Origin of the sequence: Halodesulfovibrio marinisediminis DSM 17456 (genome assembly GCF_900129975.1) — a bacterium.
GTDB lineage: Bacteria > Desulfobacterota > Desulfovibrionia > Desulfovibrionales > Desulfovibrionaceae > Halodesulfovibrio > Halodesulfovibrio marinisediminis.
In genome coordinates this window covers 430,970-455,961 of sequence record NZ_FSRG01000004.1, presented here as the reverse complement: position 1 = coordinate 455,961, position 24,992 = coordinate 430,970, and the positions used below count along the sequence as shown (strand labels likewise).

General features: G+C 47.1%; 23 protein-coding genes. 18 read left to right on the top strand and 5 right to left on the bottom strand.

Translation table 11 applies throughout. The features are described from left to right. The first annotated feature begins 80 nt into the window (after positions 1–80). The 12 genes from BUR09_RS06620 to BUR09_RS06560 all read left to right on the top strand — a co-directional run bounded on the left by BUR09_RS06620 (position 81) and on the right by BUR09_RS06560 (position 12,255). Positions 81–437 (top strand): response regulator, encoded by a 357-nt coding sequence (locus BUR09_RS06620; RefSeq protein WP_074216159.1) that lies wholly within the window; start codon positions 81–83, stop codon positions 435–437. 21 nt (positions 438–458) lie between these two features. After that, on the top strand, positions 459–908 hold the full coding sequence (locus BUR09_RS06615; RefSeq protein WP_074216158.1) for an RrF2 family transcriptional regulator: 450 nt from the start codon (positions 459–461) through the stop codon (positions 906–908). Positions 909–1,248: 340 nt separating this feature from the next. Further along, positions 1,249–1,752 carry an LSm family protein gene (locus BUR09_RS06610; protein WP_074216157.1) on the top strand — a complete coding sequence of 168 codons (504 nt, stop codon included), beginning with the start codon at positions 1,249–1,251 and terminating at the stop codon, positions 1,750–1,752. A gap of 36 nt (positions 1,753–1,788) precedes the next feature. After that, positions 1,789–3,177, top strand: coding sequence for a transcription termination factor NusA (nusA, locus tag BUR09_RS06605; RefSeq protein ID WP_074216156.1), 1,389 nt, complete (start codon positions 1,789–1,791; stop codon positions 3,175–3,177). Between the two features lie 6 nt (positions 3,178–3,183). After that, positions 3,184–3,411, top strand: a complete 228-nt coding sequence (locus BUR09_RS06600) for a YlxR family protein (protein WP_074216155.1) — start codon at positions 3,184–3,186, stop codon at positions 3,409–3,411. Between the two features lie 16 nt (positions 3,412–3,427). Continuing rightward, a complete protein-coding gene (gene infB, locus BUR09_RS06595) occupies positions 3,428–6,403 on the top strand; it encodes a translation initiation factor IF-2 (RefSeq protein ID WP_074216154.1) in 2,976 nt (991 codons plus the stop codon). A gap of 175 nt (positions 6,404–6,578) precedes the next feature. Continuing rightward, a complete protein-coding gene (locus BUR09_RS06590; RefSeq protein WP_074216153.1) occupies positions 6,579–6,869 on the top strand; it encodes a DUF503 domain-containing protein in 291 nt (96 codons plus the stop codon). Positions 6,870–6,960: 91 nt separating this feature from the next. Next, positions 6,961–7,947: a DHH family phosphoesterase gene (locus tag BUR09_RS06585; protein ID WP_074216152.1), complete on the top strand. Its 987-nt coding sequence runs from the start codon at positions 6,961–6,963 to the stop codon at positions 7,945–7,947. Between the two features lie 6 nt (positions 7,948–7,953). Beyond that, a complete protein-coding gene (gene truB / locus BUR09_RS06580) occupies positions 7,954–8,877 on the top strand; it encodes a tRNA pseudouridine(55) synthase TruB (RefSeq protein ID WP_074216151.1) in 924 nt (307 codons plus the stop codon). A 30-nt stretch (positions 8,878–8,907) separates the two neighbouring features. Beyond that, positions 8,908–9,177, top strand: coding sequence for a 30S ribosomal protein S15 (rpsO, locus tag BUR09_RS06575; RefSeq protein ID WP_074216150.1), 270 nt, complete (start codon positions 8,908–8,910; stop codon positions 9,175–9,177). A gap of 262 nt (positions 9,178–9,439) precedes the next feature. Beyond that, positions 9,440–11,683: a polyribonucleotide nucleotidyltransferase gene (pnp, locus tag BUR09_RS06570; RefSeq protein WP_074216149.1), complete on the top strand. Its 2,244-nt coding sequence runs from the start codon at positions 9,440–9,442 to the stop codon at positions 11,681–11,683. 341 nt (positions 11,684–12,024) lie between these two features. Further along, on the top strand, positions 12,025–12,255 hold the full coding sequence (locus tag BUR09_RS06560) for a hypothetical protein (protein WP_074216147.1): 231 nt from the start codon (positions 12,025–12,027) through the stop codon (positions 12,253–12,255). Positions 12,256–12,400: 145 nt separating this feature from the next. Here the strand turns inward: BUR09_RS06560 and BUR09_RS06555 are convergent, their stop codons facing one another. The 5 genes from BUR09_RS06555 to BUR09_RS06535 all read right to left on the bottom strand — a co-directional run bounded on the left by BUR09_RS06555 (position 12,401) and on the right by BUR09_RS06535 (position 15,952). Next, complete coding sequence (locus BUR09_RS06555; protein ID WP_074216146.1) at positions 12,401–12,982, bottom strand: hypothetical protein; 582 nt, start codon at positions 12,980–12,982, stop codon at positions 12,401–12,403. Between the two features lie 54 nt (positions 12,983–13,036). After that, complete coding sequence (locus BUR09_RS06550) at positions 13,037–13,582, bottom strand: hypothetical protein (protein WP_139296749.1); 546 nt, start codon at positions 13,580–13,582, stop codon at positions 13,037–13,039. A gap of 190 nt (positions 13,583–13,772) precedes the next feature. Next, a complete protein-coding gene (locus tag BUR09_RS06545) occupies positions 13,773–14,366 on the bottom strand; it encodes a hypothetical protein (RefSeq protein WP_074216144.1) in 594 nt (197 codons plus the stop codon). A 624-nt stretch (positions 14,367–14,990) separates the two neighbouring features. Continuing rightward, positions 14,991–15,344: a hypothetical protein gene (locus tag BUR09_RS06540; RefSeq protein ID WP_074216143.1), complete on the bottom strand. Its 354-nt coding sequence runs from the start codon at positions 15,342–15,344 to the stop codon at positions 14,991–14,993. A 5-nt stretch (positions 15,345–15,349) separates the two neighbouring features. Next, complete coding sequence (locus tag BUR09_RS06535; RefSeq protein WP_074216142.1) at positions 15,350–15,952, bottom strand: hypothetical protein; 603 nt, start codon at positions 15,950–15,952, stop codon at positions 15,350–15,352. 774 nt (positions 15,953–16,726) lie between these two features. Between BUR09_RS06535 and BUR09_RS06530 the strand changes: the two genes are divergently transcribed. The 6 genes from BUR09_RS06530 to nspC all read left to right on the top strand — a co-directional run bounded on the left by BUR09_RS06530 (position 16,727) and on the right by nspC (position 24,770). Then, a complete protein-coding gene (locus BUR09_RS06530) occupies positions 16,727–18,046 on the top strand; it encodes a malic enzyme-like NAD(P)-binding protein (RefSeq protein WP_074216141.1) in 1,320 nt (439 codons plus the stop codon). Between the two features lie 138 nt (positions 18,047–18,184). Next, positions 18,185–19,669, top strand: a complete 1,485-nt coding sequence (locus tag BUR09_RS06525; protein ID WP_074216140.1) for a leucyl aminopeptidase — start codon at positions 18,185–18,187, stop codon at positions 19,667–19,669. A 189-nt stretch (positions 19,670–19,858) separates the two neighbouring features. Further along, positions 19,859–20,260, top strand: a complete 402-nt coding sequence (locus tag BUR09_RS06520) for a VOC family protein (RefSeq protein WP_074216139.1) — start codon at positions 19,859–19,861, stop codon at positions 20,258–20,260. 205 nt (positions 20,261–20,465) lie between these two features. Further along, a complete protein-coding gene (speA, locus tag BUR09_RS06515; protein ID WP_074216138.1) occupies positions 20,466–22,403 on the top strand; it encodes a biosynthetic arginine decarboxylase in 1,938 nt (645 codons plus the stop codon). A 40-nt stretch (positions 22,404–22,443) separates the two neighbouring features. After that, the gene (locus BUR09_RS06510; RefSeq protein ID WP_074216137.1) at positions 22,444–23,640 is read left to right on the top strand and encodes a saccharopine dehydrogenase family protein; all 1,197 of its coding nucleotides are present in this window, start codon (positions 22,444–22,446) and stop codon (positions 23,638–23,640) included. Then, positions 23,613–24,770 (top strand): carboxynorspermidine decarboxylase, encoded by a 1,158-nt coding sequence (gene nspC, locus BUR09_RS06505; RefSeq protein WP_074216136.1) that lies wholly within the window; start codon positions 23,613–23,615, stop codon positions 24,768–24,770. Before BUR09_RS06510 ends, nspC begins: the two co-directional genes overlap by 28 nt. Positions 24,771–24,992 lie beyond the last annotated feature (222 nt).

Below are 24,992 nucleotides of genomic sequence, written 5' to 3'. Positions count from 1 at the left end.
CGGAGAGCACACCGCTTTCCGCTCCGGTTTTTCTTCCTGCGCCATGCAGGCGCCCCAACATCTATTCCGAAGAGTACGGTATGAGAAAACGTATCCTTGTCATTGAGGAAGATCCGAATGTCCTCGAGTACATGATCAATTTTCTACAGTCTGGTGATTACGATGCGGTGGGCGCACAAAACGGAAACACCGCCCTCGATCTTGCTGCTATGACACCATTTGATCTTATCACCCTGAATATGGAAATGCTTAACGATTCAGGGGCAGTGGTCTACAAAGAACTCGCTTCCGGCAATTATAACAGGGAAACTCCGTTTATCTTTGTGGGTGGTCCCAAAGAAATCCATCAGGCCATCCCAAATGCAGTGGCGACTGTTAACAAGCCATTTGACCCCGACAGGATGCTCACAATCATCCGACAGACTCTCGGCGAATAGCTTTCAGGCTAGGTCCGAATTATGAAATTCACCACACGAAGCCGCTATGCAACACGCATGCTCCTCGACATTGCCATGAACGAGGAAGACGGCCCTGTCTCCATTAAAGACGTGGCTATGCGGCAGGAAATGTCCATTAAGTATTTAGAAAAACTTATGCGTGATCTGAAAAAGGAAGGCTACCTTACCAGTACATTAGGAGCCAAAGGTGGCTACCACCTTGCACGCAATCCTTCCAGAATTCGACTGGGAGAACTGGTACAAGCTCTTGAGAAAACTGAACCTTGCTACGGGTGCGATGAAAACCATTCCTGTTGTCCGCGTATTCATGTCTGTCTCACCCGCACCATGTGGGAAGAAGCATCAAAGGCTATGTATCAAAAACTCAACCAGTTCTCTTTAGCAGACCTTATCCGCGATACATCTCTGTGCCCTAAAAACCAGCCGGACTCTGTTCCACCCCGAATCTAACTTTTCAGATCTGTAACATTATAAGAGTGTCGGTTTTATATTCTTCCGCCCGACACCTTCATAAAAGTTAGAAACCGCTTACAGTTACAAAAAAACAACTTGACAATTACACAAAACTTTCTGCTCCGCCCCTTGACTTTATATACGTAAGAGAATAGTTAATAGCAGTTCAGCGCTTGCTGTCGTGCTATTGTTGCGCGCAAAAACAGGGCACAACGGGTTCGCCCTGTGCACTGTTTGCTGAAAACATCCTGTGGCCGAAAGGCCGTCGTTTACGGGGTGGCCTTTTCTCAGGGGCCTCCTTTTTTTTATTTGAGCGACAGGAAATAAGGAAGCAAAAATGACCGGAAACGGACTGTACCAACAGATCAAAGATATCATTACACCACTTGTTGAGGATGCAGAACTCACTCTTTGGGGGTTTGAGCTCGGCTCCGGCCAACGTATGGTGGTTAGAATTTATGTAGAAGGCCCTGACGGTGTAACCATCGACCAGTGCGCCAAGCTTTCCAGACACATTGGCTTGACGCTCGAAGTAGAAGACGTTCTCTCTGATGCATACACACTGGAAGTTTCTTCACCAGGCCTTGAACGCCCGTTTTTCTCAGCAGAGCAGGTTGCCAACTACATTGGCAAACCGATTGCTATAGTACTGCGCGACCCGCATGATGATTTCCCGGGACGCCGTAAATTCCAAGGCGAAGTCAAGTCCGTAACCGACAATACTATTGTTCTCACCCTTCCGGATGATGAGGGCGACCTGACTGTCGATTGGAATGATCTGAAAAAAGCACACTTGGTACACATTTTTCCTGATACCAGCAAAGGCAAGAAAAAGAAGTAGGCAGACTTAGCGCAAGAGCAAGTCGGAGGAATTTAAATGAGCATGGATATTAAAAAAGCCATCGACCAGATCAGCAAAGATCGTGGCCTTGACCGAGGCATGCTGATTGACACCTTAGAAGAAGCTGTTCGCACATCAGTTATCCGCAAGTTTGGCGAAGACCTTGATGTGGAAGTTAGCTTTAACGAAGACAACGGTGAAATTGAGGTGTTCCAGTTTAAAGTCGTTACCCGCGATGAAGACATCGAAAACGACATTACCCAAATTTCTATTGAAGATGCTCGTGAACACGACCCTTCAGTACAGCTTGACGACGAAATCGGCTTCCGCCTTAAAGTAGAAGACCTTGGTCGTATTGCTGCACAGTCTGCCAAGCAGGTAATTATCCAGCGCATGCGTGATGCTGAGCAGGAAATTATTTACGAAGAATTTAAAGACAGAAAGGGCGACATCTTAAGCGGTATTGTTCAGCGCCGTGATAAAGCAGGTTGGATCATCAACCTTGGCCGCACTGAAGCACTGTTACCGAAAGATGAGCAGATCCCGCGCGAACACTACAAACGCGGCGACCGTGTTCAGGCTCTTGTCATCGACGTTCGTAAAGAAGGTCGCGGACCTCAGGTTATTGTTTCCCGCTCCCACCCGGACTACATGGCTATGCTCTTCAAGCGTGAAGTTCCGGAAGTTGACGACGGCACCGTTGTTATTATGAACATCGCACGCGATCCAGGCAGCCGCGCAAAAGCTGCTGTTATGACTCGTGACCGTGATGTTGATCCAGTAGGTGCATGTGTCGGTATTCGTGGTTCCCGTATCCAGAACATCGTTCAGGAACTGCGCGGCGAACGCATCGACATCGTTGTATGGAGCCCTGAAATTGCAACCTACGCACGTAATGCATTATCTCCTGCTGTTATTACCCGCATTGTTGTGGATGAAGAAAGTAACATGCTGGAAGTAATCGTTCCGGATAACCAGCTGACCAACGCAATCGGCCGTAAAGGCCAGAACGTTAAGCTTGCATCCAAGCTTCTCGGCTGGAAAATCGATATATTTACTGAAACCCGCTATAACGAAGGTCACGCTATCGGAAAAGGTCTCGACCAGCTTGCAAGTGTGGCAGAAGTTCCACTTCAGGCTTTTGTTGATGCCGGATTCCAGACCATTGAGAAGCTTCAAGAAGCTACTGATGAAGAACTTCTTACTGTTGAAGGACTCACTGAGTCTAAAATTACCGACCTTCGCACTGCCATCAACTTCCTTTCTTCCGCAATTGAGGGAACTCTCTCCGAGGAAGATAAAAATGCTGTGATTGACGATGACGCTGCCGAAGCTCCTGTAGCAGCTGAAGAAGCACCTGCAGTAGAAGTTGAAGAAGCAGAAGAAACTGAAGAGTCCGTAACCGAGAAGAAGGAAACGGAATAATACCGGATGCACAAAGCCATCCGGAAAAACCATACACCCGTCCGCAGATGTGTGATATGTCGAACCAATTTACCTAAGAGTGAACTTAATCGATATGTTTGCATAAAGACAGAATCCGGTGAAATTAAACCTGTTCTTGATGAAGAACAGGTAATGCCGGGTCGAGGTTACTATATCTGCAACAGCCCAGAGTGCGAAAAACGCTTCGCAAAGTTCAGAGGCTGGCGGAAGTAAAGGGGGTCTTTGCTACATGAGTGATAAGAAAATTAAAGTTAAAGAATTAAAAACAGAGCTGGATGTACCTACCAAGGATATCCTTTCAGCTCTGCGCGAGCTTGGGGTCTCCGCAAAGAGCGGTGAAACCTCTATACCGACTGAAATGATAGAGCAGGTTCGCGACCATATAAAAAACGGTCCGGCTAAAAAAGAAGTAATGCGCAAAGAGACTTCCTCTGGCGTTATTGTTCGCCGCCGTAAAAAAGCTGCTAAGCCAGCTGACGCAAAGCCTGCAGAAAAGAAACAGGCAGCCGAAGCAGAGAAGGTACAGGAAGAAGTGAAAGAAGCTCCTGCAAAAAAAGAAGCTCCTAAAGCGAAAATTGTTACCCCTAAAAAGGAAACAAAACCTGAACCTGCTGCGGAAAGTGCCAAACCTGCTAAAGATGAGGCACCAAAGGTGCGTGTAGTGAAACCTGAAGAACTTGCTAAGCCGGAAGCCAAAAAGAAAACTGCTGATACCCCCCAGCAGCCTGCTAAAGCTGAAGCTCCTAAGAAAGAGCAGAAGCCGGCTCCTGAAGCAAAAAAAGAAGTTGCTCCTAAGGCTAAAGTTGTGGAAGCGAAAAAAGTTGAAAAAGCTGAGGCTGCTCCTAAAAAAGCTGCTCCTGCAAAAGCAGTAGCTCAGGAAAAAGCCGAAGCTGCTGACGCCGAAGGCGCAAAGAAAAAGAAAAAGCCAGCTAAAAAACGTGAGGAAGCTCCGGAAGCTCCGGCTACCCCTCAGGTTCGTATTATTTCCCGTCCTGACCCTGCTGTGGCTGCAGCAGAAGCCAGAGAACGCGAACAACGTGCTGCCCGTCCTCAGCAGCGTCGTGATGACCGTGGCGGTCGTCCAGCCGGTGGCCAGCGTCGTGATGATCGCGGTGGTCGTCCGGGCGGTGGACAGGGTCGTCCAGGTGGTCAGGGTCGTCCAGGTGGCCAGGGTCGTCCAAGCGGCGCTCCACGTCCAGGTGGCGCTCCACGTCCAGGCGGCGCTCCACGTCCAGGACCAAACTTTACTGATGCTCCAGCACCTGACAAAGCCGATCCACGCAAAAAGCGCGGCAAGGGTAAACGCACTGTAGACTTCAACCAGCGTGATGCTTTCGATAAGAAAAAACGCGGTGGTAAGGATGCTTTTGCTTCTGATGAATGGCAGCGCAACAAACGCAAGCGCAAAAAGCAAGAGCCAACTCCATCTACCCAGCCTCTTAAGGCCGCTAAGCGTAAAGTCAAAATTGAAGATCACATCCGTGTATCCGACCTTGCTCACCAGATGGGTATTAAAGGTTCCGAGATCATTAAGGTCCTCATGCAGCTTGGTGTAATGGCTACCATTAACCAGTCTCTTGATTATGATACTGCGGTTGTTGTTGCGGGTGAGTTCAAGTACGAAATCGAAAAAGTAGGTTTCTCCGAAGAAGATTACCTCACTCCACGTGAAGAAGATAAAGCAGAAGATTTGGAAATCAGACCTCCTGTTGTTACCATCATGGGTCACGTTGACCACGGTAAAACTTCTTTGCTTGATGCTATCCGCAAATCCAGCATTACCGACCGAGAAGCAGGTGGTATTACCCAGCACATTGGTGCGTACCACGTTACTACCCCTACCGGTGCACTCTGCTTCCTCGATACCCCTGGTCACGAAGCGTTTACCGCTATGCGTGCCCGTGGTGCGAAGGTAACAGATATTGTTATTCTTGTTGTTGCTGCTGACGACGGTGTAATGGAGCAGACCCGTGAGGCTGTTGCACACGCCAAAGCTGCGGAAGTACCTATCATCGTAGCAGTTAACAAAATGGATAAAGAAGGTGCAAACCCAGACCGTGTAATGCGCGAGCTTTCCGAAATCGGACTCGTTGCAGAATCATGGGGCGGTGACACCATCTTCGCTAACGTATCCGCTAAAACTAGACTCGGTCTCGAAGATCTTCTCGAAATTCTTGCTCTGCAGGCTGAAGTTCTTGAACTGAAAGCTAACCCGAACAAGCCAGCACGTGGTCACATTGTTGAAGCTAAGCTCGACAAAGGCCGCGGTCCAGTTGCTACCGTACTCGTTCAGGAAGGTACCCTGAAACAGGGCGACATCTTCGTATGTGGCACCTTCTCAGGTCGTGTACGTGCAATGTTCAACGATCAAGGCAAAAAAGTTCAGGAAGCAGGTCCTTCTACTCCAGTAGAAGTACAGGGCTTTGACGGTGTACCTGAAGCTGGTGAAGAGTTTGTAGCTCTCGACGACGAAAAAGTTGCACGCCGCATCGCGGATCAGCGTTCCATTAAAGAACGTGAACGTGCTCTTGCTCGTGAGTCTAAAGTTACTCTCGAAACCTTCCTCGCAAGCCGTGCCGACGCTGAAGAAGCTCAGGTTCTCAACGTTGTTCTTAAAGCTGACGTACAGGGTTCTGTTGAAGCGATTGTTGATGCTCTGAAGAAACAGGCTACAGAGAAGGTAAAAGTGGATGTTATCCACGCTGGTGCAGGTTCCATTACCGAATCCGATATTCTTCTCGCTTCTGCTTCCAACGCAGTTATCATCGGCTTTAACGTTCGCCCAACCGTGAAAGTTAAAGAAGTTGCTGAACAGGAAGGCGTTGACATCCGCTTCTACGACATTATCTACAAACTCGTAGAAGAAGTACGCGCAGCAATGGCCGGTATTCTTGCTCCTATCGTTAAGGAACAGTACCTCGGTCAGGCAACCGTGCGTGATACTTTCAGCGTACCAAAAGTTGGTGTTATTGCCGGTTGTCACGTTGACGATGGTAAAATCACCCGTAACGCTGGCGTTCGCCTGCTTCGCGATGGTGTAGTAATCTACACCGGTACCATCTCTTCCCTGAAGCGCTTCAAAGATGACGCTAAAGAAGTAATGAAGGGCTACGAGTGTGGTATTGGCCTCGAACGTTTCAACGACATCAAAGTTGGTGACGCTATCGAAGCATTCGAAGAAGTTGAAGAAGCCGCAACTCTGTAAGTAATAAATGCCAATCGCGGAACCGGATGTCCGTCCGGTTCCGCGATTTTATGTTTTTTTAGTACTCTTAATAACAAGACGTTGTCTTCTTCCATTAAGAAGTACACCTATCCTTGCCACCAATTATTATGGCTCAAGGAAACAAGAAACATACTAACCAGATTTCGGTGCTGTTATGATTATCGGAGTACTACGGGTTGAATACGCCCTGCACGGCAATGAATCGCTTAAAGACAAGCGACGTATTGCCAACAGCCTGAAGATAAAAGTCCGTAACAAATTTAATGTTTCCATTGCTGAAGTTGGCTCAGAAAACTCTATGTCAACGCTGGCACTCAGTATTGTGAGCGTAAGCAATAGCGAAAAGCACCTGCAAAGCAGACTCACAAAATGCCTGAACATGATGGAAGCTGTGTGCCATGAAGAGATGACATACAGCGACATGGAGTTTTTTGGCGTTGAGTAAAAGGAAGTCTCTTCCTTCCTTTTATCATCCAACTCCAAGTAACCACAGATTTCAGACAAGAGTCTGACAGAACAACAGAAAGAAATAAACAATGCCAAACGTAGTATCACAAATAGCACAGGCGATTCGCGCCAACGAAACATTCCTTCTTACAGCTCACGTCAACCCTGACGGCGATGCTGTTGGGTCTATTGCTGCGATGGCATGGATGCTTATCAAGCTTGATAAGAAACCAATTATCTTTCTAGAATCAGGCGTTCCTGACTATCTTGATTGGGTTGAACTGCCAGTTACTGTTCTGACCACTGCAGAAGAACTTGCAAGCTGCACTCCTGACCGCATCTTTGTGCTGGACTGCGGCGACGCACATCGCTCCGGCGAAATCATGATGGATTTTATCGCCCGAACTAACACACCGATAATCAACCTTGATCACCACCTGCATAACCCTATGTTCGGAGATCTCAATCATGTTGATATTGGCTCCAGCTCCACTGGCGAGCTTGTTGCGGATATTGTGGATGAGTTAGGCATTAGCTACGAAGGCTTCCTTGGAGAAGGACTGTACCTTGCAATCAGTTCAGACACAGGTCGCTTTACGTTTAACAACACAACTCCCCGTGCACATGAAATTGCCTCAAAGATTATTCGTGCTGGATTAAAACCAGGCGATTTGCATGAGAAGCTGGACAGCAACTGGAGTATGAATAAAATAAAACTCTGGGCTGAGCTCTTTGCAAATATTGAAATTGCGCTTAACGGAAAAGTAGCATATCTGACACTTCCTAAAGCACTCTTTGAGCGTACCGGTACTGAATACTCAGATGTTGAAGCTATCATTAACTATCTGCGTAAAATAGAAAATGTTGATGTGGCAATGACCGTACGCGAAACAGACCATAGCTCCAAAGCGAGCTTGCGTTCTCACGGTGCTGTGGATGTACAGAAAATGGCAGCAAGCCTTGGTGGTGGCGGACATAAAAATGCCGCTGGTGTAAACCTTGATCTTTCATTGGATCAAGCTTTAGAAACCTTGCTTGCCACTATTGCTCAGAATCTGGTATTAAACGAGGCATAAGTTTTCATGGCACAAGTACCTCAGCAGCACGGTATTCTGCTTCTCAATAAGCCAAAGGGGCCATCTTCCGGTGGATGCATCGGCAAGATCAAACGCCTCGGGCAAAAAAAAATCGGCCATGCCGGCACGCTTGATCCTATGGCGCAAGGTCTGCTGGTCGTATTACTCGGGCAGGGCACTAAACTGTCCAACTACCTGATGACTGGCGGCGAAAAAGTGTATTCCGGCACCATTAAGCTTGGTGAAACAACGGATACATGGGATGCTGAAGGTCAGGTAACCGCCACTGCAGACTGGCAGCACATTACAGAAGAAGATGTGCGTGCAGAAGTTGCACACTGGCTAGAAATTACCGAGCAGGAGGTTCCTGCTTACTCAGCGGCAAAACACAAAGGGAAATCCTTGTATAAGCTGGCTCGAGAGGGTAAAGAAACACCGGTTAAAATAAAAACCGTAAAAATTTCTGAAGCAGCAACTCTATCGGTTGAGTTGCCGTTTCTTCGGTTCCGGGTTCGTTGCAGTACTGGTACGTATATTCGGTCCCTGGCCCACAGCTTGGGGATACGATTAAAGTGCGGGGCCGTTCTCACTGAACTGATCCGGGAATACAGCCATCCGTTCTCGCTGGACAACGCCTGCGAGCCCGATGAATTGGTTGAGAACCCAGACCTGCTTGAATCCAAGGTTATTCCTTTGGAACAAGCTTTGCCCACATGGCCTAAGATAATCCTCAATAATGAGGAAGTAGCTTTGGTCAAAAACGGCAACCCGATTCCGTACGACCCAGAAAAAATTGCACAGATGCCGTTCTCTGTCGGCATTAACGCAATGCTTCTGGATTCGGACAGAACCCCTCTGGCTCTCGCTGAAACCAACATCGTGCAACGTCAGCCGGTTTGGTCCGTCTTGCGCGGCCTTTGGCAATCTTAATCAACCTTATTATCCTTGGAGGATATCGCTGTGGTAATGACACCTGAAGCTAAACAGGCAGTTATTAATGAATTTGCTCAGAAAGAAGGAGACACCGGTTCTCCAGAAGTACAGGTAGCTCTTCTGACTGCCCGTATCAAATACCTTACTGAACACTTCAAAGAGCACAAACACGACTACCATTCCCGTACTGGTCTGTTGAAACTTGTTGGTCAGCGTCGTAAGCTTCTGAAGTACCTTGCAAGCAAGGACATTCAGCGCTACCGTGACCTCATCAAGAGACTTGGCCTCCGTAAGTAGGCATTTTTACAGGGGAATCCCATGGATTCCCCTGTTCTCATATATTATTGTATCCGTAAGGAGTACAAGAAGGAGTAGCATCTCCTTTTAACAACCAGGAATTTTACCTGCATAACTCCTACGAGATACCTACGCAGTATCGCGAAAGGGGGGTCCGGGAAGAAGGTTTTTTCTCCGCTCAACGAGTCTGTTGAACGGCTAATATAGCCTGTTAAAAGCACTCTCCCCGGAATCCCCTTCGCCAAACGATGAGGATTTTATAATGGAAAATAAATTTGGCGCGAAGCGCCTTACAGCCACTATTGGTGGCAAAGAAATTACTTTTGAAACCGGTCGCCTTGCTAATCAGGCTGACGGTTCCATCTGGATTCAGTGCGGTGGCACTGTAGTTCTCGTAACTGCATGTACCCAGCCGACCGAACGCGATCTCGGCTTCTTCCCGCTTACTGTTGAATACACCGAAAAAATGTACGCAGCAGGCCGTATCCCTGGTTCCTTCTTCCGCCGTGAAATGGGTCGTCCATCCGAACGTGAAACACTTTGTGCTCGTGTAATCGACCGCCCTATCCGCCCAATGTTCCCAAAAGGGTTCCGCGACGAAGTTCAGATTCTTGCTAACGTTATCTCTTCTGACCAGCTCAACGAATCTGACGTTCTTGCTCTTACCGGTGCTTCCGCAGCACTCAGCATTTCTTCCATTCCTTTTGACGGTCCAATCGCAGGTGCACGCGTTTGTCGTATCAACGGCGAATTCGTTCTGAACCCGACTGTTAAAGAGCAGGAAAACGCAGACTTGAACCTCGTTTTCGCAGCATCCCGTGACGCTGTAGTAATGGTAGAAGGCGAAGCTAACTTCGTTCCTGAATCTGTTATTGCTGATGCTCTGAACTGGGGTCACAAAGAAATCGAGCCTCTCTTCGACGTTCAAGAAGAACTCCGCAACCTTTGCGGCAAAGAGAAAATCGAATTCGTACCACCAGTACCTAACGAAGAGCTCAAAGCACGCGTTGAAGAAATCGCAACTGAAGACCTCAAAGCTGCTCTTCAGGTCGCTGACAAAATGGAACGTAAGCACGCTCGCAAGGCTGTTAAAGTTAAGGTTATGGAAACTCTTTCTGCTGAACCACAGTACGAAGAAGATCCATCCCCACTTGCAGAAGTTGGCGAAATTCTCGGCGCTCTTGAAAAAACTATCGTTCGTACCCGTATCCACAAAGAAGGCCTGCGTATCGACGGTCGTGACGTAAAAACAGTACGTCCAATCGTCGTTGAAACCGGCGTACTTCCACGTGCACACGGTTCTTCTATTTTCGCACGTGGCGAAACCAAGTCCATGGTTGTTACAACCCTTGGTTCCACCACTGATGAGCAGCGTATGGACTCCCTTATGGGTGACGTAACCAAGCGCTTCATGCTCCACTACAACTTTGCACCATACTGTGTTGGCGAAGTTAAAATGGTTCGTGTATCCCGCCGCGAAATCGGTCACGGTGCACTTGCTGAAAAAGCTCTGCGCCCTATTCTGCCTTCAAGCGACGACTTCCCGTTCACTGTTCGTGTGGTTTCTGAAACCATGGAATCCAACGGTTCTTCTTCCATGGCAGCTGTAACTGGCGGCTGTATGTCCCTTATGGACGCAGGTATTCCTGTTAAAGCTCCTGTTGCTGGTATCGCAATGGGTCTTATCAAAGAAGGCGACGACTACATCGTTCTTACCGACATTCTCGGTGACGAAGATGCACTCGGCGATATGGACTTCAAAATTGCGGGTACTGCTGAAGGCATCACCGCAGTTCAGATGGACATCAAAATCTCCGGTATCCCTTCTGACGTTATGGTTCGCGCTCTTGAACAGGCACGTGATGCTCGTCTGCACATTCTCGATGAAATGGCAAAAGAACTTCCTGCTTCCCGTGAAGAGCTGTCCAAATACGCACCGCAGATTGCTACCCTCGAAGTTAACCCGGATGTTATCCGTGTTATCATCGGCCCTGGTGGTAAAAACATCAAAGCTATTACTGCAGCAACTGATGCTTCCATCGACATTGAGGACAGCGGTAAGGTAACCATCTTCGCACCTACTCTCGAATCCCTTGAGCAGGCTCGTGAAATGGTTCAGTACTACGACCAGCGTGCTGAACTTGGTAAAGATTACATGGGCAAAGTTAAGAAGATCCTCGAAATCGGTGCGATTGTAGAGATTCTTCCTAACGTTGAAGCTCTTGTACACATTTCCCAGCTCGACATCGCTCGCGTTGAGAAAGTAGAAGACCTCGTATCCCTTGGCGAAGACATGAAAGTTAAGGTTATCGAAATTAACGATGGCCGTATTCGTGCTTCCCGCAAAGCAGTTCTTCTTGAAGCTCAGGGTACACCTTGGACTCCGGAATCTACTGCTCGCCCTCAGCGCCGTCCTGGCGGACGCGATGATCGTCGTGGCGGAGGTCGTGATGACCGTCGTGGTGGCGGACGTCGTGATGATCGCCGTGGTGGTGGCCGTCGCTAGAGCCTATAGCATTCAAAAGAGCGGAAGCATGCTTCCGCTCTTTTTTTATCCTTTTTACGAATCATTCTCACAAAGGCATGATACCCTTTCCACAATATCCCCTGACATCCTTTTCCCAGAGCACGCTTAGACAAACACCTATTCAACATAAAAGTGATAAAGTCAGGATGCAGTAACTTGTTTTTAACACAGTAATATGTATCCCAAAAAATCAAATCCAATTGACATAATCCATGTCTGATAGATAACATGCAGCGTCCCTGATGTTCATAGGGGAGAGCATCGTTTAGAGTTCAGATTCAACACGCCGTTTCCGGGGGGGATCGGTAAGAGAGTATAATATGTACAATGTGGATCACCTTCAGGCGCAGCATCTTGAGACAATGCAGCAGCTCTCAAAGGATCAGGCAAAAAGTGCTCGTAAACTGCAATTTCAGTTAGACCAAATCAACGAAGCTTTTAACGAATTACATGAGACGCTTATTGACAGCATTTCCCATGCTACCCCAGCACATGTCAAAGCGCCTCGCATCGGCGGATTTTTTTCCCAAGTTAAAGGATTATTCCTCTAACTATTCCGCTCCGCCTTTTCAGGCGACTTTTTTACGCGCAGCTAATGCATCCACTGCGCACAAAAAAAAACATCCTGTCCTAAGACTGGATGTTTTTTTATATTTCAATCCAAGTCACTGCTCGTAATCACAGACAAACGGATTACTAACGTGACCTAAAATCGTCCCTTTCAAGAGTATACAATTCTTTTGCAGGAGGGGCCGCAGGATTGCCGCTCACAGCATCCGGAGTCAAAACCAGAACGCGAGCTATTAACTTACGACCAATCAATCGATCATACATTTCCATTTTATACCCGGATGCCACTGGATGCCCAGTACCTTTTATATAATCCATATACCGCCGGTACTCGACACTCGTATTGTTCGGATCAAGTTGATACATATTCATACGCCAGCTGCTTCCCCACTTGGAAACACCCATGCCTCCTAATGGACGAATGTAATATCTCTCGTTCGTCAACTGCATAGTCTGTGAAAGAATATACGCTTCTCCATCTCCAAAAACAGTCGTATTAAAAGTTTGATATGGGTAAGCACCAGTTTCCGCTGTTTTTGGAAGCACACTGACACCTAGGCCACCAATCTTTTCATATCCCTGAGGAAGCGCAAACTTCGACGAACCATACACAGAGTACAAACCTGTCTGTGGATTATATCGGGAGCCGCACCCAAAAAGTACTAACAACATCCCCAGTAGAACAAATACCTTTTGCAGGCTCTGCATTGATCACCTCACATAACTTTCAAAAAAATCACCCCAAACAATATTTATCTTTTCTTACGGGGTAAGAATACGCTGCGCGTTAGCTTCTTCAACCGTTTTATACGGCACTACGGGGTAAAGTTGGTTGAACTGATAAATACGAGCGCTGGCACCTTCAGCAGGAGTAAATTCGAGCACACGCACTATAATGCGTCCAGAAAAACGCTTTGCATACACTGCAACGTCAAATGCCTCTGGAAGAGACTGCTCCAGCTGCTTTAAGTAGTCAATATACTGTCTATATTCTTGACTATCTGTATTCACCGGCACTGTAAACTTCAGACTCTGCCATTTACTACCCCAGCGCTCAGTAGCTTCCTTTTCCAACGGTTTAAAATAGTATTTTTCCGTATCAAGCTGGGTCCACTGCGTCAGATAGTATGTTCCATTATTTGCATACACCGTTGTCGATAAATATTGTGGAAGAGGCATGTCAGGAATGCGCACAGTAGGATTCCACGCAACCTCAACAGTTCCAAGACGGGTATATGTCGAGGGCAAATCAATAAAAACATGGCCATACACGACTTCTCGCCGTTCCTGAATATCCTCTCCAAACACTGCATCCTCTCCAAATACAGAAGGAAAAATCCTAGACGCAGAACCTCCACATCCTACTGCTACAACGCAGAAAAGTAGAAAGACAATTAGTCTGATCTGTTTTCTTTTCATCCTTGTTGGTTCCCCCTTAAAAAAAGAATGCCCCCGAAGTATACTCCGAGGGCTGTTTCTTCTTATATGATTTCATCAACTATGAGTTGTCGCTACCAAAGGCATTTCCGTACTCGTAGTACTGATAGAGATCATTAAAGGATGGCATTGCAGCCATACCACCGGATGTTGTCGGAGTAAGGCTGATTACACGTGCTACAACAGCAGGAGTCACTTTCTGATCATACATGGTAACTTTGTACATAGGAGCAAGCTGTCCGCCTTTTTCACGAATGCGTGCAAAGTACTTTGAATACTCTTGCTCTTCGGTATTTGATGAAAGGGTGTAGTCGCCTTTTCTCCAACCAGAACCCCACATTTCCTGAGTTGATCCCCGCAACGCTTTGAAGCGGTAGAACTGGTTGTTAAAGACCATATTCTGTACAATTACGTAGCTGTCACCCATTGCGTAAATTTCAGAATTCCATCTCTGATACGGATACATACCTTCCACCGGAATATTCACGGTGTCAGGTAAAACAGTAAATGTTGTAGAATCAATCATTGAATAGCCAACTGGCACTACAGTTTTTGCGTTTCCGTACACTCGCATCGGCTCGCCAGCCTGAGTCTGAGCGCAGCCTGCAAGCACCATAAGTGCGAGAATAACAAACAAGCAACGTGTTAGTTTCATAGCATTCCTCACTAGAGTTATGTGAAAATACTGTTGAACAAGAATAATTCGTTTAATACCTTGCCAAGGGACTCTGCTCTTTTCAGCATTTCAACAATAGCGAATAGCGAATCTATTGCCATAATATTTTGTAATAACATCATTCTTTATAACAAGTTACTACAGTTCTAGCTTGATCATTAATTTATATAGAACAAGGAGCGGATTTCACCAGTCCTACACAGCTTATTGTTTTTATATTTAATGTTGTCGAAGAGTATCAGCATCTTATTTTAGCTATGCAACATTCATATTTTTACTCTTTTTAAACAATTATCCATTTTAGCAACAACTTTACAATAAGAATCAACTGCAAACAGATCATTAATACATGGGATTTTCCTTCCAAAACATATTACAGTGTAATTTAAGCCAAAACTACCGACTCCTTTCACCCGTAATTGTCAAAGCTTGAGGCACTCTTGAACACGCATAGATAAAGAAAGAAGCAAAGCGCAGCACCCTTCACGATTTTCCGTAAAGACGTACTGCGCTTCCAACGTATTATCGGGACCTCTCAGTCCAGAAATATATACTTAGGTCATCAGCAATATACAGCAGTGAGCATGCTACAGCACACAGCCACTACCCTTGCCTGTCCAAACAATTGGAAATCGAAACACCCGGCCGGGTAACCGATTTCTGGTAACCACGATACCCTGATGACTTTTTCTTGCTTGCTAAAAGTTGAGACTTTAATGAGGCATGTAATTTCTTAAGTTCATCTGTCAGCAGTAATTGAACATTCTGCATTTTCAGAAGCTTCTGTCGCAATTCATCCTCTATATCGCCTGTTCGGATAGCCCACGCCTCAGAAATAAGACGTTCGCGTTCCACAGCGGCCTCATCAGCAACATCCATGTCACCATTTTTCAAGGCTTCCAGTTCTCGCTCTCCAATCCGGAGGGCTTCATCAAGCAATGTAAGGCTGTTTGCCATACCTGTTATTCCTCGCAGACATTCTCCAGTTTCCCGCGCATAATAGCGACAACACCTTTCCAACAAGAAACGGCTGTTGCGAATTCACCATCAAGAATGTCAGCCAGCGCAGGCCAATCTTCTTTACTGGTAGATTCTCCCATACTTTCAAACTGAGCTGATACTTCTTCAACAGTTTTTTCAAACAACTCTTCTTTTGCATCCACGTATTCATTACGGAGTACGGCAAGCATACCCATGAAGTCGTGGAGTACATTCAACAACTCAGTAAACAGTACAAGCGCCTCTGCTTCCTGACCATTGCGGAACATTCCTGCAATGTGATGCGAGCTGTTCTCCATAAGAGCAACAACTTTATCAAGTTCTGCAACAATGCCGAGTGCAAACTCGTTCGCAGGAACACTTTTAATTTCAACGCGTTTAATGGAGCTAGTTTCTACTTCTCCAGCCTGATTAGGATATTCTTCCTGAAACTGAGTCTCATCTACGAGCACGTCAGTAACAACTCTATCCTCAAGCGCGTCTTCCATAACCTTAACAAGTAATTCTTCTAGGTTAGAAAAAGCGTTCACATTGTATTCTGCTGCATTACCGTCAATAACAATCATTATTGAGCCTCCTGATGCCTTATATGGCGAAATTTTCCGTCATGAGCAGTACTACAATTTCCATGCCACGATTTTTTTATCGTCTTGCAACGTCTCCTCTTTCCTACCTCAAAGATAACAACAGCAAGTTCAACACAGTGATAACACGCTGTATTAAAAATATTTCACTTAGAACTCAGTCTTACATTTCCTCAAAAATATCCATTCTGGATTCAGACTGTTTTCCTACAAGCCAAGGTCGATCTCACTGTTCTCGTCAACTTACTGACGTGATTCATCGATAGTGTTTTGACATAAAAAAACGCAAAAACTGCAACAGCAGTCTTTGCACTCACGACACCTATGATGTTGATCTATCGTAGAAAAACAGTGCATCACTCCTCAGTAAAGCCAGTATCAATTCCATCCAGCTTCAAAACAAAAACCAAACTTCAATGTGTAGCTTGTTCAAGCTCCCCCACCTATCATCAAAATAATAACTCCTGTAGCGAGCGAGTCATAATTTCTTTTCACCCCCACTCAACGCTCTCTGGGGCATCTCTTGAGAAGTATCTATGTAAAGTAGTTACTACTTTTCTAGTGAGATTTACTTGCTTTAACGGGGCAAGATGCTTAAAGCCTTTTGAAAGCAATTTTTATCGCATTCTTTAAGCAGTGCAACGGCTCCGGACTGATTAGGCACCATGGGAGCACAGTCCCTGCTGACATCAGTTCGCCTCCGGACACTTCTTACAGTGTGCACAATCTGCCCAACGTAAACAAAGGTTCAAAAAAATGGCGTTATTCACGAAAGAAGAAGCGCTGGAGTACCACAAAGCTCCTCGCTGCGGTAAAGTTGAAGTTATCCCAGTAAAACCATGTGGTTCACAGAAAGACCTCTCACTGGCCTACTCTCCGGGCGTTGCAGAAGCATGTAAAGAAATTCATGCAAATCCGGAAACAGCAGCCCTGTACACCAACCGCTCGAACCTTGTCGGCGTAATCACAGACGGCACAGCCGTACTCGGACTTGGCAATATTGGCCCGTTAGCAGCAAAGCCTGTTATGGAAGGTAAAGGTGTTCTGTTTAAAACCTTCGCAGACATTGATGTGTTCGATATCAACCTCGACATCAAGGATGCTGATCAGTTCATTGCTGCAGTAAAAGCAATGGAACCGACATTTGGTGGCATCAACCTTGAAGATATCAAGGCACCTGAGTGTTTCTACATTGAAGAAACATTGAAACGTGAAATGGACATTCCTGTTTTCCATGACGACCAGCACGGTACTGCCGTAATATCAGGTGCAGCCATCATCAACGCATGTGAAATCACCAACCGTGACATTGACAAACTCAAAGTTGTTGTTGTGGGCGCAGGTGCTGCTGGCATTGCTTGTTCCAAATTCTACGTAGAAATGGGTGTTAAGCGCGAAAACATCTTCATGTTCGACTCCCGTGGCCTTATCCACACCGGTCGTGAAGGACTCAACAAGTACAAAGCTGAGTTTGCACAGGACAAAGACTACGGCACTCTTGCAGAAGTACTCAAAGGCGCAGACTGCTTCCTCGGTCTTTCCGTAAAAGATCTGCTCACTAAAGAGATGGTTGCGTCTATGGCTGACAATCCAATCATCTTTGCTATGGCAAACCCAGATCCGGAAATCCCTTACCCTGACGCAAAAGAAGCATCTCCTGACTGCATCATGGGCACAGGTCGTTCTGACTTTCCGAACCAGATCAACAACGTTTCCGGCTTCCCATACATTTTCCGTGGCGCACTGGACACATGCGCAACCGAAATCAACGAAGAAATGAAGATTGCTGCTGCGCACGCACTGGCTAAACTTGCAAAAGAACCTGTTCCACAGTCCATTTGTGAAGCATACGGCGTTGATTCTCTCGAATTCGGCACTGACTACGTTATCCCTAAGCCGCTCGATCCACGCATTCTCGAATGGGTTGTACCGGAAGTAGCCAAAGCCGCTATAGAGACAGGTGTTGCACGTCTAACCATTGACGACTTTGACGCATACAAAAAAGAACTCACCGCACGTCTTGAAGCCTCCCACAACCGCGTTGACGCCTTTGTGAAGAGCTATATTTCCAAGTAAGATTGCGTTAGCATCTGGACTACTAGCCTTTCCGGTCTTATATAATCGGATAGACAATAAAAGCGGCGCGTCATGCCCTGCATAACGCGCCGCTATCATGTATAAAAATAACCAAGACAATCTGCTGTGGAGACAAACATGGATCTTCGATTCCAACCGGCACCAGCCGCTGAGTGGCAGGCAAATGCTGTTCTTCTTTTCAACTTTAAAGATGAAGCGGTAACTGAAAGTATTCCTAACCTGAGTGACACCATTCCATGGATTACCATCACTCCAGCTATTCAGGATGCAAAAGGCGAAAAGAATCAGGTAACCGTTGCATACGGACACCCTTCTATCGCGCTGCCACGCGCTATCATTGTCGGCCTTGGTGAACGTAAAGCATTCACTCTTGAAGTACTCCGCGAAGCTGTTAAAACAGCAGCCCTTAAGTGCAGAGAGCTCAAAATTGATACCTGCGCAATCCCTGTTGAAACATTTGACACCATCGAAGAAGAAAACGCAGTGCTTGTAGAAGAAGCCGTTGCTTCTGCACTGATTGCACTGCACACCTACGATGAACTCAAAACAACTATGAAAGAGCCAGCACACTCTCCACGCTGGATGACTCTGCTCTCCACAGAAGAGTACTTCCCGGATAACATTCACGCAGCAGCACGCCGTGGTGAAGCCGCAGCAGCAGGTGTTAACTACACACGCGACCTCGTAAACGCACCTGCCAACATCATCACCCCTACCGCTCTTGCTGTTAAAGCTGAAGAACTTGGTAAAAAATACCACTTCAAACGCACCATTCTTGGTCGCAAAGAAATCATCGAAGCAGGCATGGGCGCATTCATGTCCGTTGCAGCAGGCTCCGATGCAGAACCAAAATTTATCGTACTTGAGCATGCACCAAAGGGTACTGAAAACGACGATCCTATCGTATTTGTCGGCAAAGGCGTTACCTTTGACACCGGCGGCATTTCCATCAAGCCTTCTCTCGGCATGCATGAAATGAAATCCGATATGGGCGGCGCAGCAGCAATCTTTGGTCTGTTTGAAGCTCTCGGCAACTCTGACATTGAACGTCGAGTTATCGGTATCACTCCATGTACTGACAACATGCCTAGCTCCACAGCGACCCACCCTGGTGACGTTGTGACATCCCTCAATGGCAAAACCATTGAGGTTATCAACACTGATGCTGAAGGCCGCCTCATTCTTATCGATGCACTTACCTACGCACAGAAAGAATACAAACCGGCAGCAGTGATCAACCTTGCAACCCTCACTGGCGCATGTGTTGTTGCTCTCGGTACCCACGCAGCAGCAGTGTTTGCAACTGACGAAGAACTTTCCAAAGCTATTTCCGACACTGGCACACGCGTTGGTGACAAATACTGGCCAATGCCACTGTGGGACTGCTACTTCGAAAGCCTCAAGTCTGACATTGCAGATATGAAAAATGTTGGCTCCCGTGAAGGCGGCGCAGTTACCGCAGCGCTCTTCCTCAAGCAATTTATTGAAGAAGATACACGCTGGGCGCACCTCGACATCGCAGGAACCGCATACAACGCTAAAGGCGGCGCTTCCGGATTTGGTGTGCGCACCCTGCTTGAGCTCGTTCGCAAAGGTGTTTAATTTTCGCCTTAACTCTCCGACACAACTTTTCTGTTGGCCGGAATCATAACAAAACAAAAACGGCTGTCCTATACAACGGGGCAGCCGTTTCTTTTATGCCGTCTCTTTGTTGCCAGCCAACTATACTGCCGCCCTGCAAATGAGTATGATACCGTGTATGCTATTCCCCCAAACCAAAGGATACAGCATATGAACATTGAAATAGACCACCTGACGCTTAATGTTGAAAGCCCTGATGTGTGTGTGAAATTTTACACCGAGATCCTTGGTCTGACACCGGAAAACTACGAGGAATGGAAGGAAGGCACAGCAAGGTTCCCTTCAGCACGTATCAACTCACATAACATAATCCATTTTTTTCCGCCAAAGATGTGGAAAGAACTAGGCAACCTCATTGATGCGCCGGGCAAAGCTAATCATGTATGCCTTGCTTATGCCGGTAACAATTGGAAAGTACTAATGAAACGGCTTGAAGAACATAACGTGCAGATTAAGGGACCATTGACCTTACAAGGGGCACGCGGAACCGGCACATCAATCTTCATTGTCGATCCTGAAGGATTTTCAATAGAACTAAAAACTTACGACTAGGACTACCGTCAAGAAAATTACACTTTTTTTCCTCTATTTTTTATATTGACATGACTACCGGATGCCCACTAAAAATTCGCACGCGTTTAATGTAAAATACGTGTTATTGTGTGCCTGCCATCCGGTTATAAGGCATGCACCTGTAGCGGATACGGCAACGCTCCTTTTTTTCGATGTTGCCGGTGGGACACACCATTAATGGAGTATGTATGAGGTACGACAGTTGGCAAACAAGAACGCCCTCCAGCAGTGGAGCATTGATGACTCTGCTGAACTGTATGGCATCCGCAATTGGGGTGCCGGTTACTTTGACATTACTGAAAATGGCGACGTTGCCATCCACCCGTTTGGACGTGGCAGCAACGTAGCTGTCAGTATTCCCGAGGTTATTAGAGAACTCAAAGAACGCGGCCTTGAGCTGCCTGTTCTCTTGCGCATTGAAAACATCCTCGATTCGCAGATTTCCTCGCTACACAATTCCTTTAGAGACGCCATCAGCACCCTTGGCTACAAAGCTGAATACCGTGGCGTATTCCCCATCAAAGTCAATCAGCAACAGCAGGTTCTTGAAGAGATAGCCAACTTTGGCTCATCCTTCCATCACGGTTTTGAGGTAGGCAGTAAGGCAGAGCTTATCGCTGCTATTTCTCAAATGCGTGACCGTAAGGCATGCCTTGTCTGTAACGGATACAAAGATGAAGAGTTCATCGACCTTGGTCTCCACGCCATGCGCATGGGCTTTAACTGTATTTTCGTTATGGAAATGGGCTGGGAACTTGCCACGCTGTTAGAGCGTGCTGCATTGCTTGGCGTAGAACCGCAAATCGGCGTGCGTGTTAAACTCTCTGCAAAAGGCGGTGGTCACTGGACTGCATCCGGCGGCGAGCGTTCCTCTTTCGGGCTCTCAATGTCACAGATTACTGACATTATCGACACCCTGAAAGAACAGAACAAACTGCACTGCTTAAAGCTTCTGCACTACCATCTCGGCTCACAGATTCCTAACATCCGCAGTATTCGTTCTGCTGTTCAGGAAGCATCTCGTGTGTACGCTGAACTGGTAAAAGAAGGCGCACCAATGGGATATATTGACCTTGGTGGCGGTCTTGCAGTGGACTACGACGGTTCACACACAAACTACGTTTCAAGCCGAAACTACAGCGTTAATGAATATGCTATGGACATTGTAGAAGCGGTTATGACAACGCTCGACAAGCAGAACATTCCGCACCCGCACATCATCACCGAATCCGGTCGTGCTGTAGTTGCGTACTACTCTGTGCTGCTTTTCAACATCCTCGACGTTAGCAGAATTGAAGACGGTAAGGTTCCGGAAGTAATGCCGGAAGACACACCGGAAGCAATTCTTAGCATGTACGAGGCATACAAGTCCCTCAACCTGCGTAACCTGCAGGAAGCATACAACGATGCTCTCTTCTACCGAGATGAAGTACGCCGTATGTTCCTTGACGGAAGAGTGAACCTGCGTCAGCGCACGCTGTCAGATAATCTCTTCTGGGCGATTACCAAAGCTGTTGCCAAGTTGAAGGACAAACTAAAAATCGTACCTAAAGAGCTGGAAGAAATTGATACAGCTCTTGCAGATATATATTACGCAAACTTCAGCGTATTCCAGTCCCTTCCGGACGCATGGGCAATTGACCAGCTATTCCCTGTGATGCCGTTACACCGCTTGAAAGAAGAGCCTACCCGTAACGCAATCATTTCAGATATCACCTGTGACTCTGACGGTAAGCTGGACACGTTTATTGACCCGAAAGGCGAAAAGCCGCTTCTTGAGTTGCACCCGATGAAAAACGGCGATGAGTACTACCTTGGAGCCTTCCTCGTTGGTGCATATCAGGAAACTCTCGGCGACCTGCACAACCTTTTCGGTGATACAAACGTTGTCAGCGTTCGCATGTACGAAGACGGCAGCTACGAATTCGTACGTGAAATTGAAGGCGACACCGTGGGCGAACTGCTTGAATACGTTGAATACGACCAGCGCAGAATTATGGAAGATCTGCGCTCTATGGCAGAACAATCCGTGCGCGAAGGACGTATTACAGCTGCAGAGCGATACGATCTTCTTCAGGCATTCTATGCCGGTCTGCGCGGCTATACCTATTTCGAAAGATAATTTTTTGCGGCTAGTTTCCGCACCATGTAAGGAGTAAACTATGTCTAAAGTGTTGATCATCGGCGCTGGTGGCGTTGGCGGCGTGTGCGTACACAAGTGTGCACAGGTTCCAGAAGTTTTTACTGAAATCGTACTTGCATCCAGAACTATTGAGAAATGTGATGCAATTGCAGCTTCCGTTAAAGAACGTACCGGTCGCGACATCGTTACCGACACCGTAGACGCGGACAACGTTCCTGAGCTTGTTGACCTCATCAACAAGCACAAGCCTGTTCTCGTTATCAACCTCGCACTGCCATATCAGGATCTCACCATCATGGACGCATGTCTCGAAACTGGTGTGCATTACCTTGATACCGCGAACTACGAGCCAATCGATGAAGCTAAGTTCGAATACAAATGGCAGTGGGCATACCAGGAGCGTTTCAAAGAGAAAGGTCTCATGGCACTTCTCGGTTCCGGCTTCGACCCAGGCGTAACCAACGTATTCTGCGCGCATGCAATGAAACACCACTTTGATGAAATCCATCAGTTGGACATCATTGACTGCAACGCAGGCGACCACGGTCACCCATTTGCAACTAACTTCAACCCTGAAATCAACATCCGCGAAGTTACTGCAAACGGTCGCTACTGGGAACACGGCGAGTGGATTGAAACCGATCCTCTCAGCTTCTCCATGAACTACGACTTCCCAGAAGGCATTGGTCCTAAAAAGTGTTTTCTCATGTACCACGAAGAACTTGAGTCTCTCGTAAAACACTTAAAAGGTCTCAAACGTGCACGCTTCTGGATGACCTTCTCCGACCAGTACCTCAACCACCTCAAAGTGCTCGAAAACGTTGGCATGACCCGTATCGACACTGTTAAGTACAATGGTCAGGACATCGTGCCTCTCAAGTTCCTCAAAGAAGTTCTTCCAGAACCAGCAGGACTTGGTGAACGTACTAAAGGTCGTACATGCATCGGTTGCCGCATTAAAGGTATTAAAGACGGTGAGCCTAAGGATTACTACATCTACAACATTTGCGACCACGAAGAAGCATTTAAAGAAGTTGCTTCTCAGGCTGTTTCCTACACCACCGGTGTACCAGCTATGATCGGCGCAATGCTCATGCTCACCGGCAAATGGACTGGCGAAGGCGTATTCAACATGGAAGAACTTGATCCAGACCCATTCATGGAAAAACTCAACATTCACGGTCTCCCATGGACAGAAGTTACCTTCAAAAACTAAATCCAGAGCGCCTGCCTTCTCCATGCTTCGTTGTGGATGAGGCAAAGCTTGCGGAAAACGCGGCGATTTTAGATTCCGTTCAGAAGCGTACAGGAGCAAAAATCCTCCTCGCGCTCAAAGGATTCGCCACATACAGCACCTTTCCGGTACTAAAAGGCATCCTGCATGGAACCTGCGCCAGTTCTCCGCACGAGGCGAGACTTGGACGTGAAGAATTCGGCGGCGAAGTGCACAGCTTCGCCGCTGCTTACTCAGACGACGATATGGCAGAACTTATCAAGTACTCTGACCACATTGTGTTCAACTCCTTCGTACAGCTTCGCAAGTATCGTCCGTTCATTCAGGCATCCAAACGCACCATCAAAATCGGCGTTCGCGTTAACCCGCAGCACTCCGAAGGTACAACGCCAATTTACGACCCGTGTTCACCGGGATCACGTCTTGGTGTACGTCTAGAAAACTTTGATGAGAGCGATCTTGAAGGCGTATCCGGCTTACATTTCCACACTCTCTGCGAACAAGACGCTGAAGCCCTTGATCGCACACTGGAAGCAGTAGAAAAGCAGTTCGGTCATCTCCTTCACGACATGGAATGGCTCAACTTCGGCGGCGGGCATCACATTACCCGTGAAGGGTACGACATTGACCGTCTCTGCGCCTGTATCGAACGCGCTAAGAGCCGCTACAATGTTCAGGTATACCTCGAACCGGGCGAAGCCGTTGCACTCGACGCTGGAATCCTCGTAGCCACCGTACTTGACGTAATCAAAGCTGACATGGCTATCGCCATTCTCGACGCATCCGCCGCATGCCACATGCCGGACGTGCTCGAAATGCCATACCGTCCATTCGTCATTGATTCCGGTGAAAAAGGTGAGAAAGCCTACTCCTACCGCTTTGCTGGTAAATCCTGCCTCGCAGGAGACGTCATAGGAGAATACTCCTTCGACACTCCGCTCCGTGCAGGTGACCACGTTGCATTTACGGACATGGCTATCTATTCCATGGTAAAAACAAACACCTTTAACGGGTTACAGCTTCCTGCAATCGCACGCTACAACCCGAACACTGACGAACTGCACATCGTACGCGAATTCGGCTACGACGACTTCAAGTGTCGTTTGTCATAGAGTTTGTTTTTTCGGTTTCTTTATTTCTATTTTTATTTTTTGCCTTCGGTGACCAGAGAACCTTTTTGTAAAAAGGTTCTCTGGACTCTCCAAAAACTTTTACTCGCGATATCAGCACATTGTTTGCGAACTTCGCGGCTTTTGCTCCACTACTTTTTTCTCCTTCCCCCACAGAGCTCACGACCATAACTAGCTAACAAAAACAGAAGCAGCCTTAAATAT

Bases quoted from the DNA above. Each gene is read 5' to 3' on its own strand.
- BUR09_RS06620 (WP_074216159.1), top strand. From the start codon at position 81: ATGAGAAAACGTATCCTTGTCATTGAGGAAGATCCGAATGTCCTCGAG.
- BUR09_RS06615 (WP_074216158.1), top strand. From the start codon at position 459: ATGAAATTCACCACACGAAGCCGCTATGCAACACGCATGCTCCTCGAC.
- BUR09_RS06610 (WP_074216157.1), top strand. From the start codon at position 1,249: ATGACCGGAAACGGACTGTACCAACAGATCAAAGATATCATTACACCA.
- nusA (WP_074216156.1), top strand. From the start codon at position 1,789: ATGAGCATGGATATTAAAAAAGCCATCGACCAGATCAGCAAAGATCGT.
- BUR09_RS06600 (WP_074216155.1), top strand. From the start codon at position 3,184: ATGCACAAAGCCATCCGGAAAAACCATACACCCGTCCGCAGATGTGTG.
- infB (WP_074216154.1), top strand. From the start codon at position 3,428: ATGAGTGATAAGAAAATTAAAGTTAAAGAATTAAAAACAGAGCTGGAT.
- BUR09_RS06590 (WP_074216153.1), top strand. From the start codon at position 6,579: ATGATTATCGGAGTACTACGGGTTGAATACGCCCTGCACGGCAATGAA.
- BUR09_RS06585 (WP_074216152.1), top strand. From the start codon at position 6,961: ATGCCAAACGTAGTATCACAAATAGCACAGGCGATTCGCGCCAACGAA.
- truB (WP_074216151.1), top strand. From the start codon at position 7,954: ATGGCACAAGTACCTCAGCAGCACGGTATTCTGCTTCTCAATAAGCCA.
- pnp (WP_074216149.1), top strand. From the start codon at position 9,440: ATGGAAAATAAATTTGGCGCGAAGCGCCTTACAGCCACTATTGGTGGC.
- BUR09_RS06560 (WP_074216147.1), top strand. From the start codon at position 12,025: ATGTACAATGTGGATCACCTTCAGGCGCAGCATCTTGAGACAATGCAG.
- BUR09_RS06555 (WP_074216146.1), bottom strand. From the start codon at position 12,982: ATGCAGAGCCTGCAAAAGGTATTTGTTCTACTGGGGATGTTGTTAGTA.
- BUR09_RS06545 (WP_074216144.1), bottom strand. From the start codon at position 14,366: ATGAAACTAACACGTTGCTTGTTTGTTATTCTCGCACTTATGGTGCTT.
- BUR09_RS06540 (WP_074216143.1), bottom strand. From the start codon at position 15,344: ATGGCAAACAGCCTTACATTGCTTGATGAAGCCCTCCGGATTGGAGAG.
- BUR09_RS06535 (WP_074216142.1), bottom strand. From the start codon at position 15,952: ATGATTGTTATTGACGGTAATGCAGCAGAATACAATGTGAACGCTTTT.
- BUR09_RS06530 (WP_074216141.1), top strand. From the start codon at position 16,727: ATGGCGTTATTCACGAAAGAAGAAGCGCTGGAGTACCACAAAGCTCCT.
- BUR09_RS06525 (WP_074216140.1), top strand. From the start codon at position 18,185: ATGGATCTTCGATTCCAACCGGCACCAGCCGCTGAGTGGCAGGCAAAT.
- BUR09_RS06520 (WP_074216139.1), top strand. From the start codon at position 19,859: ATGAACATTGAAATAGACCACCTGACGCTTAATGTTGAAAGCCCTGAT.
- speA (WP_074216138.1), top strand. From the start codon at position 20,466: ATGTATGAGGTACGACAGTTGGCAAACAAGAACGCCCTCCAGCAGTGG.
- BUR09_RS06510 (WP_074216137.1), top strand. From the start codon at position 22,444: ATGTCTAAAGTGTTGATCATCGGCGCTGGTGGCGTTGGCGGCGTGTGC.
- nspC (WP_074216136.1), top strand. From the start codon at position 23,613: ATGGACAGAAGTTACCTTCAAAAACTAAATCCAGAGCGCCTGCCTTCT.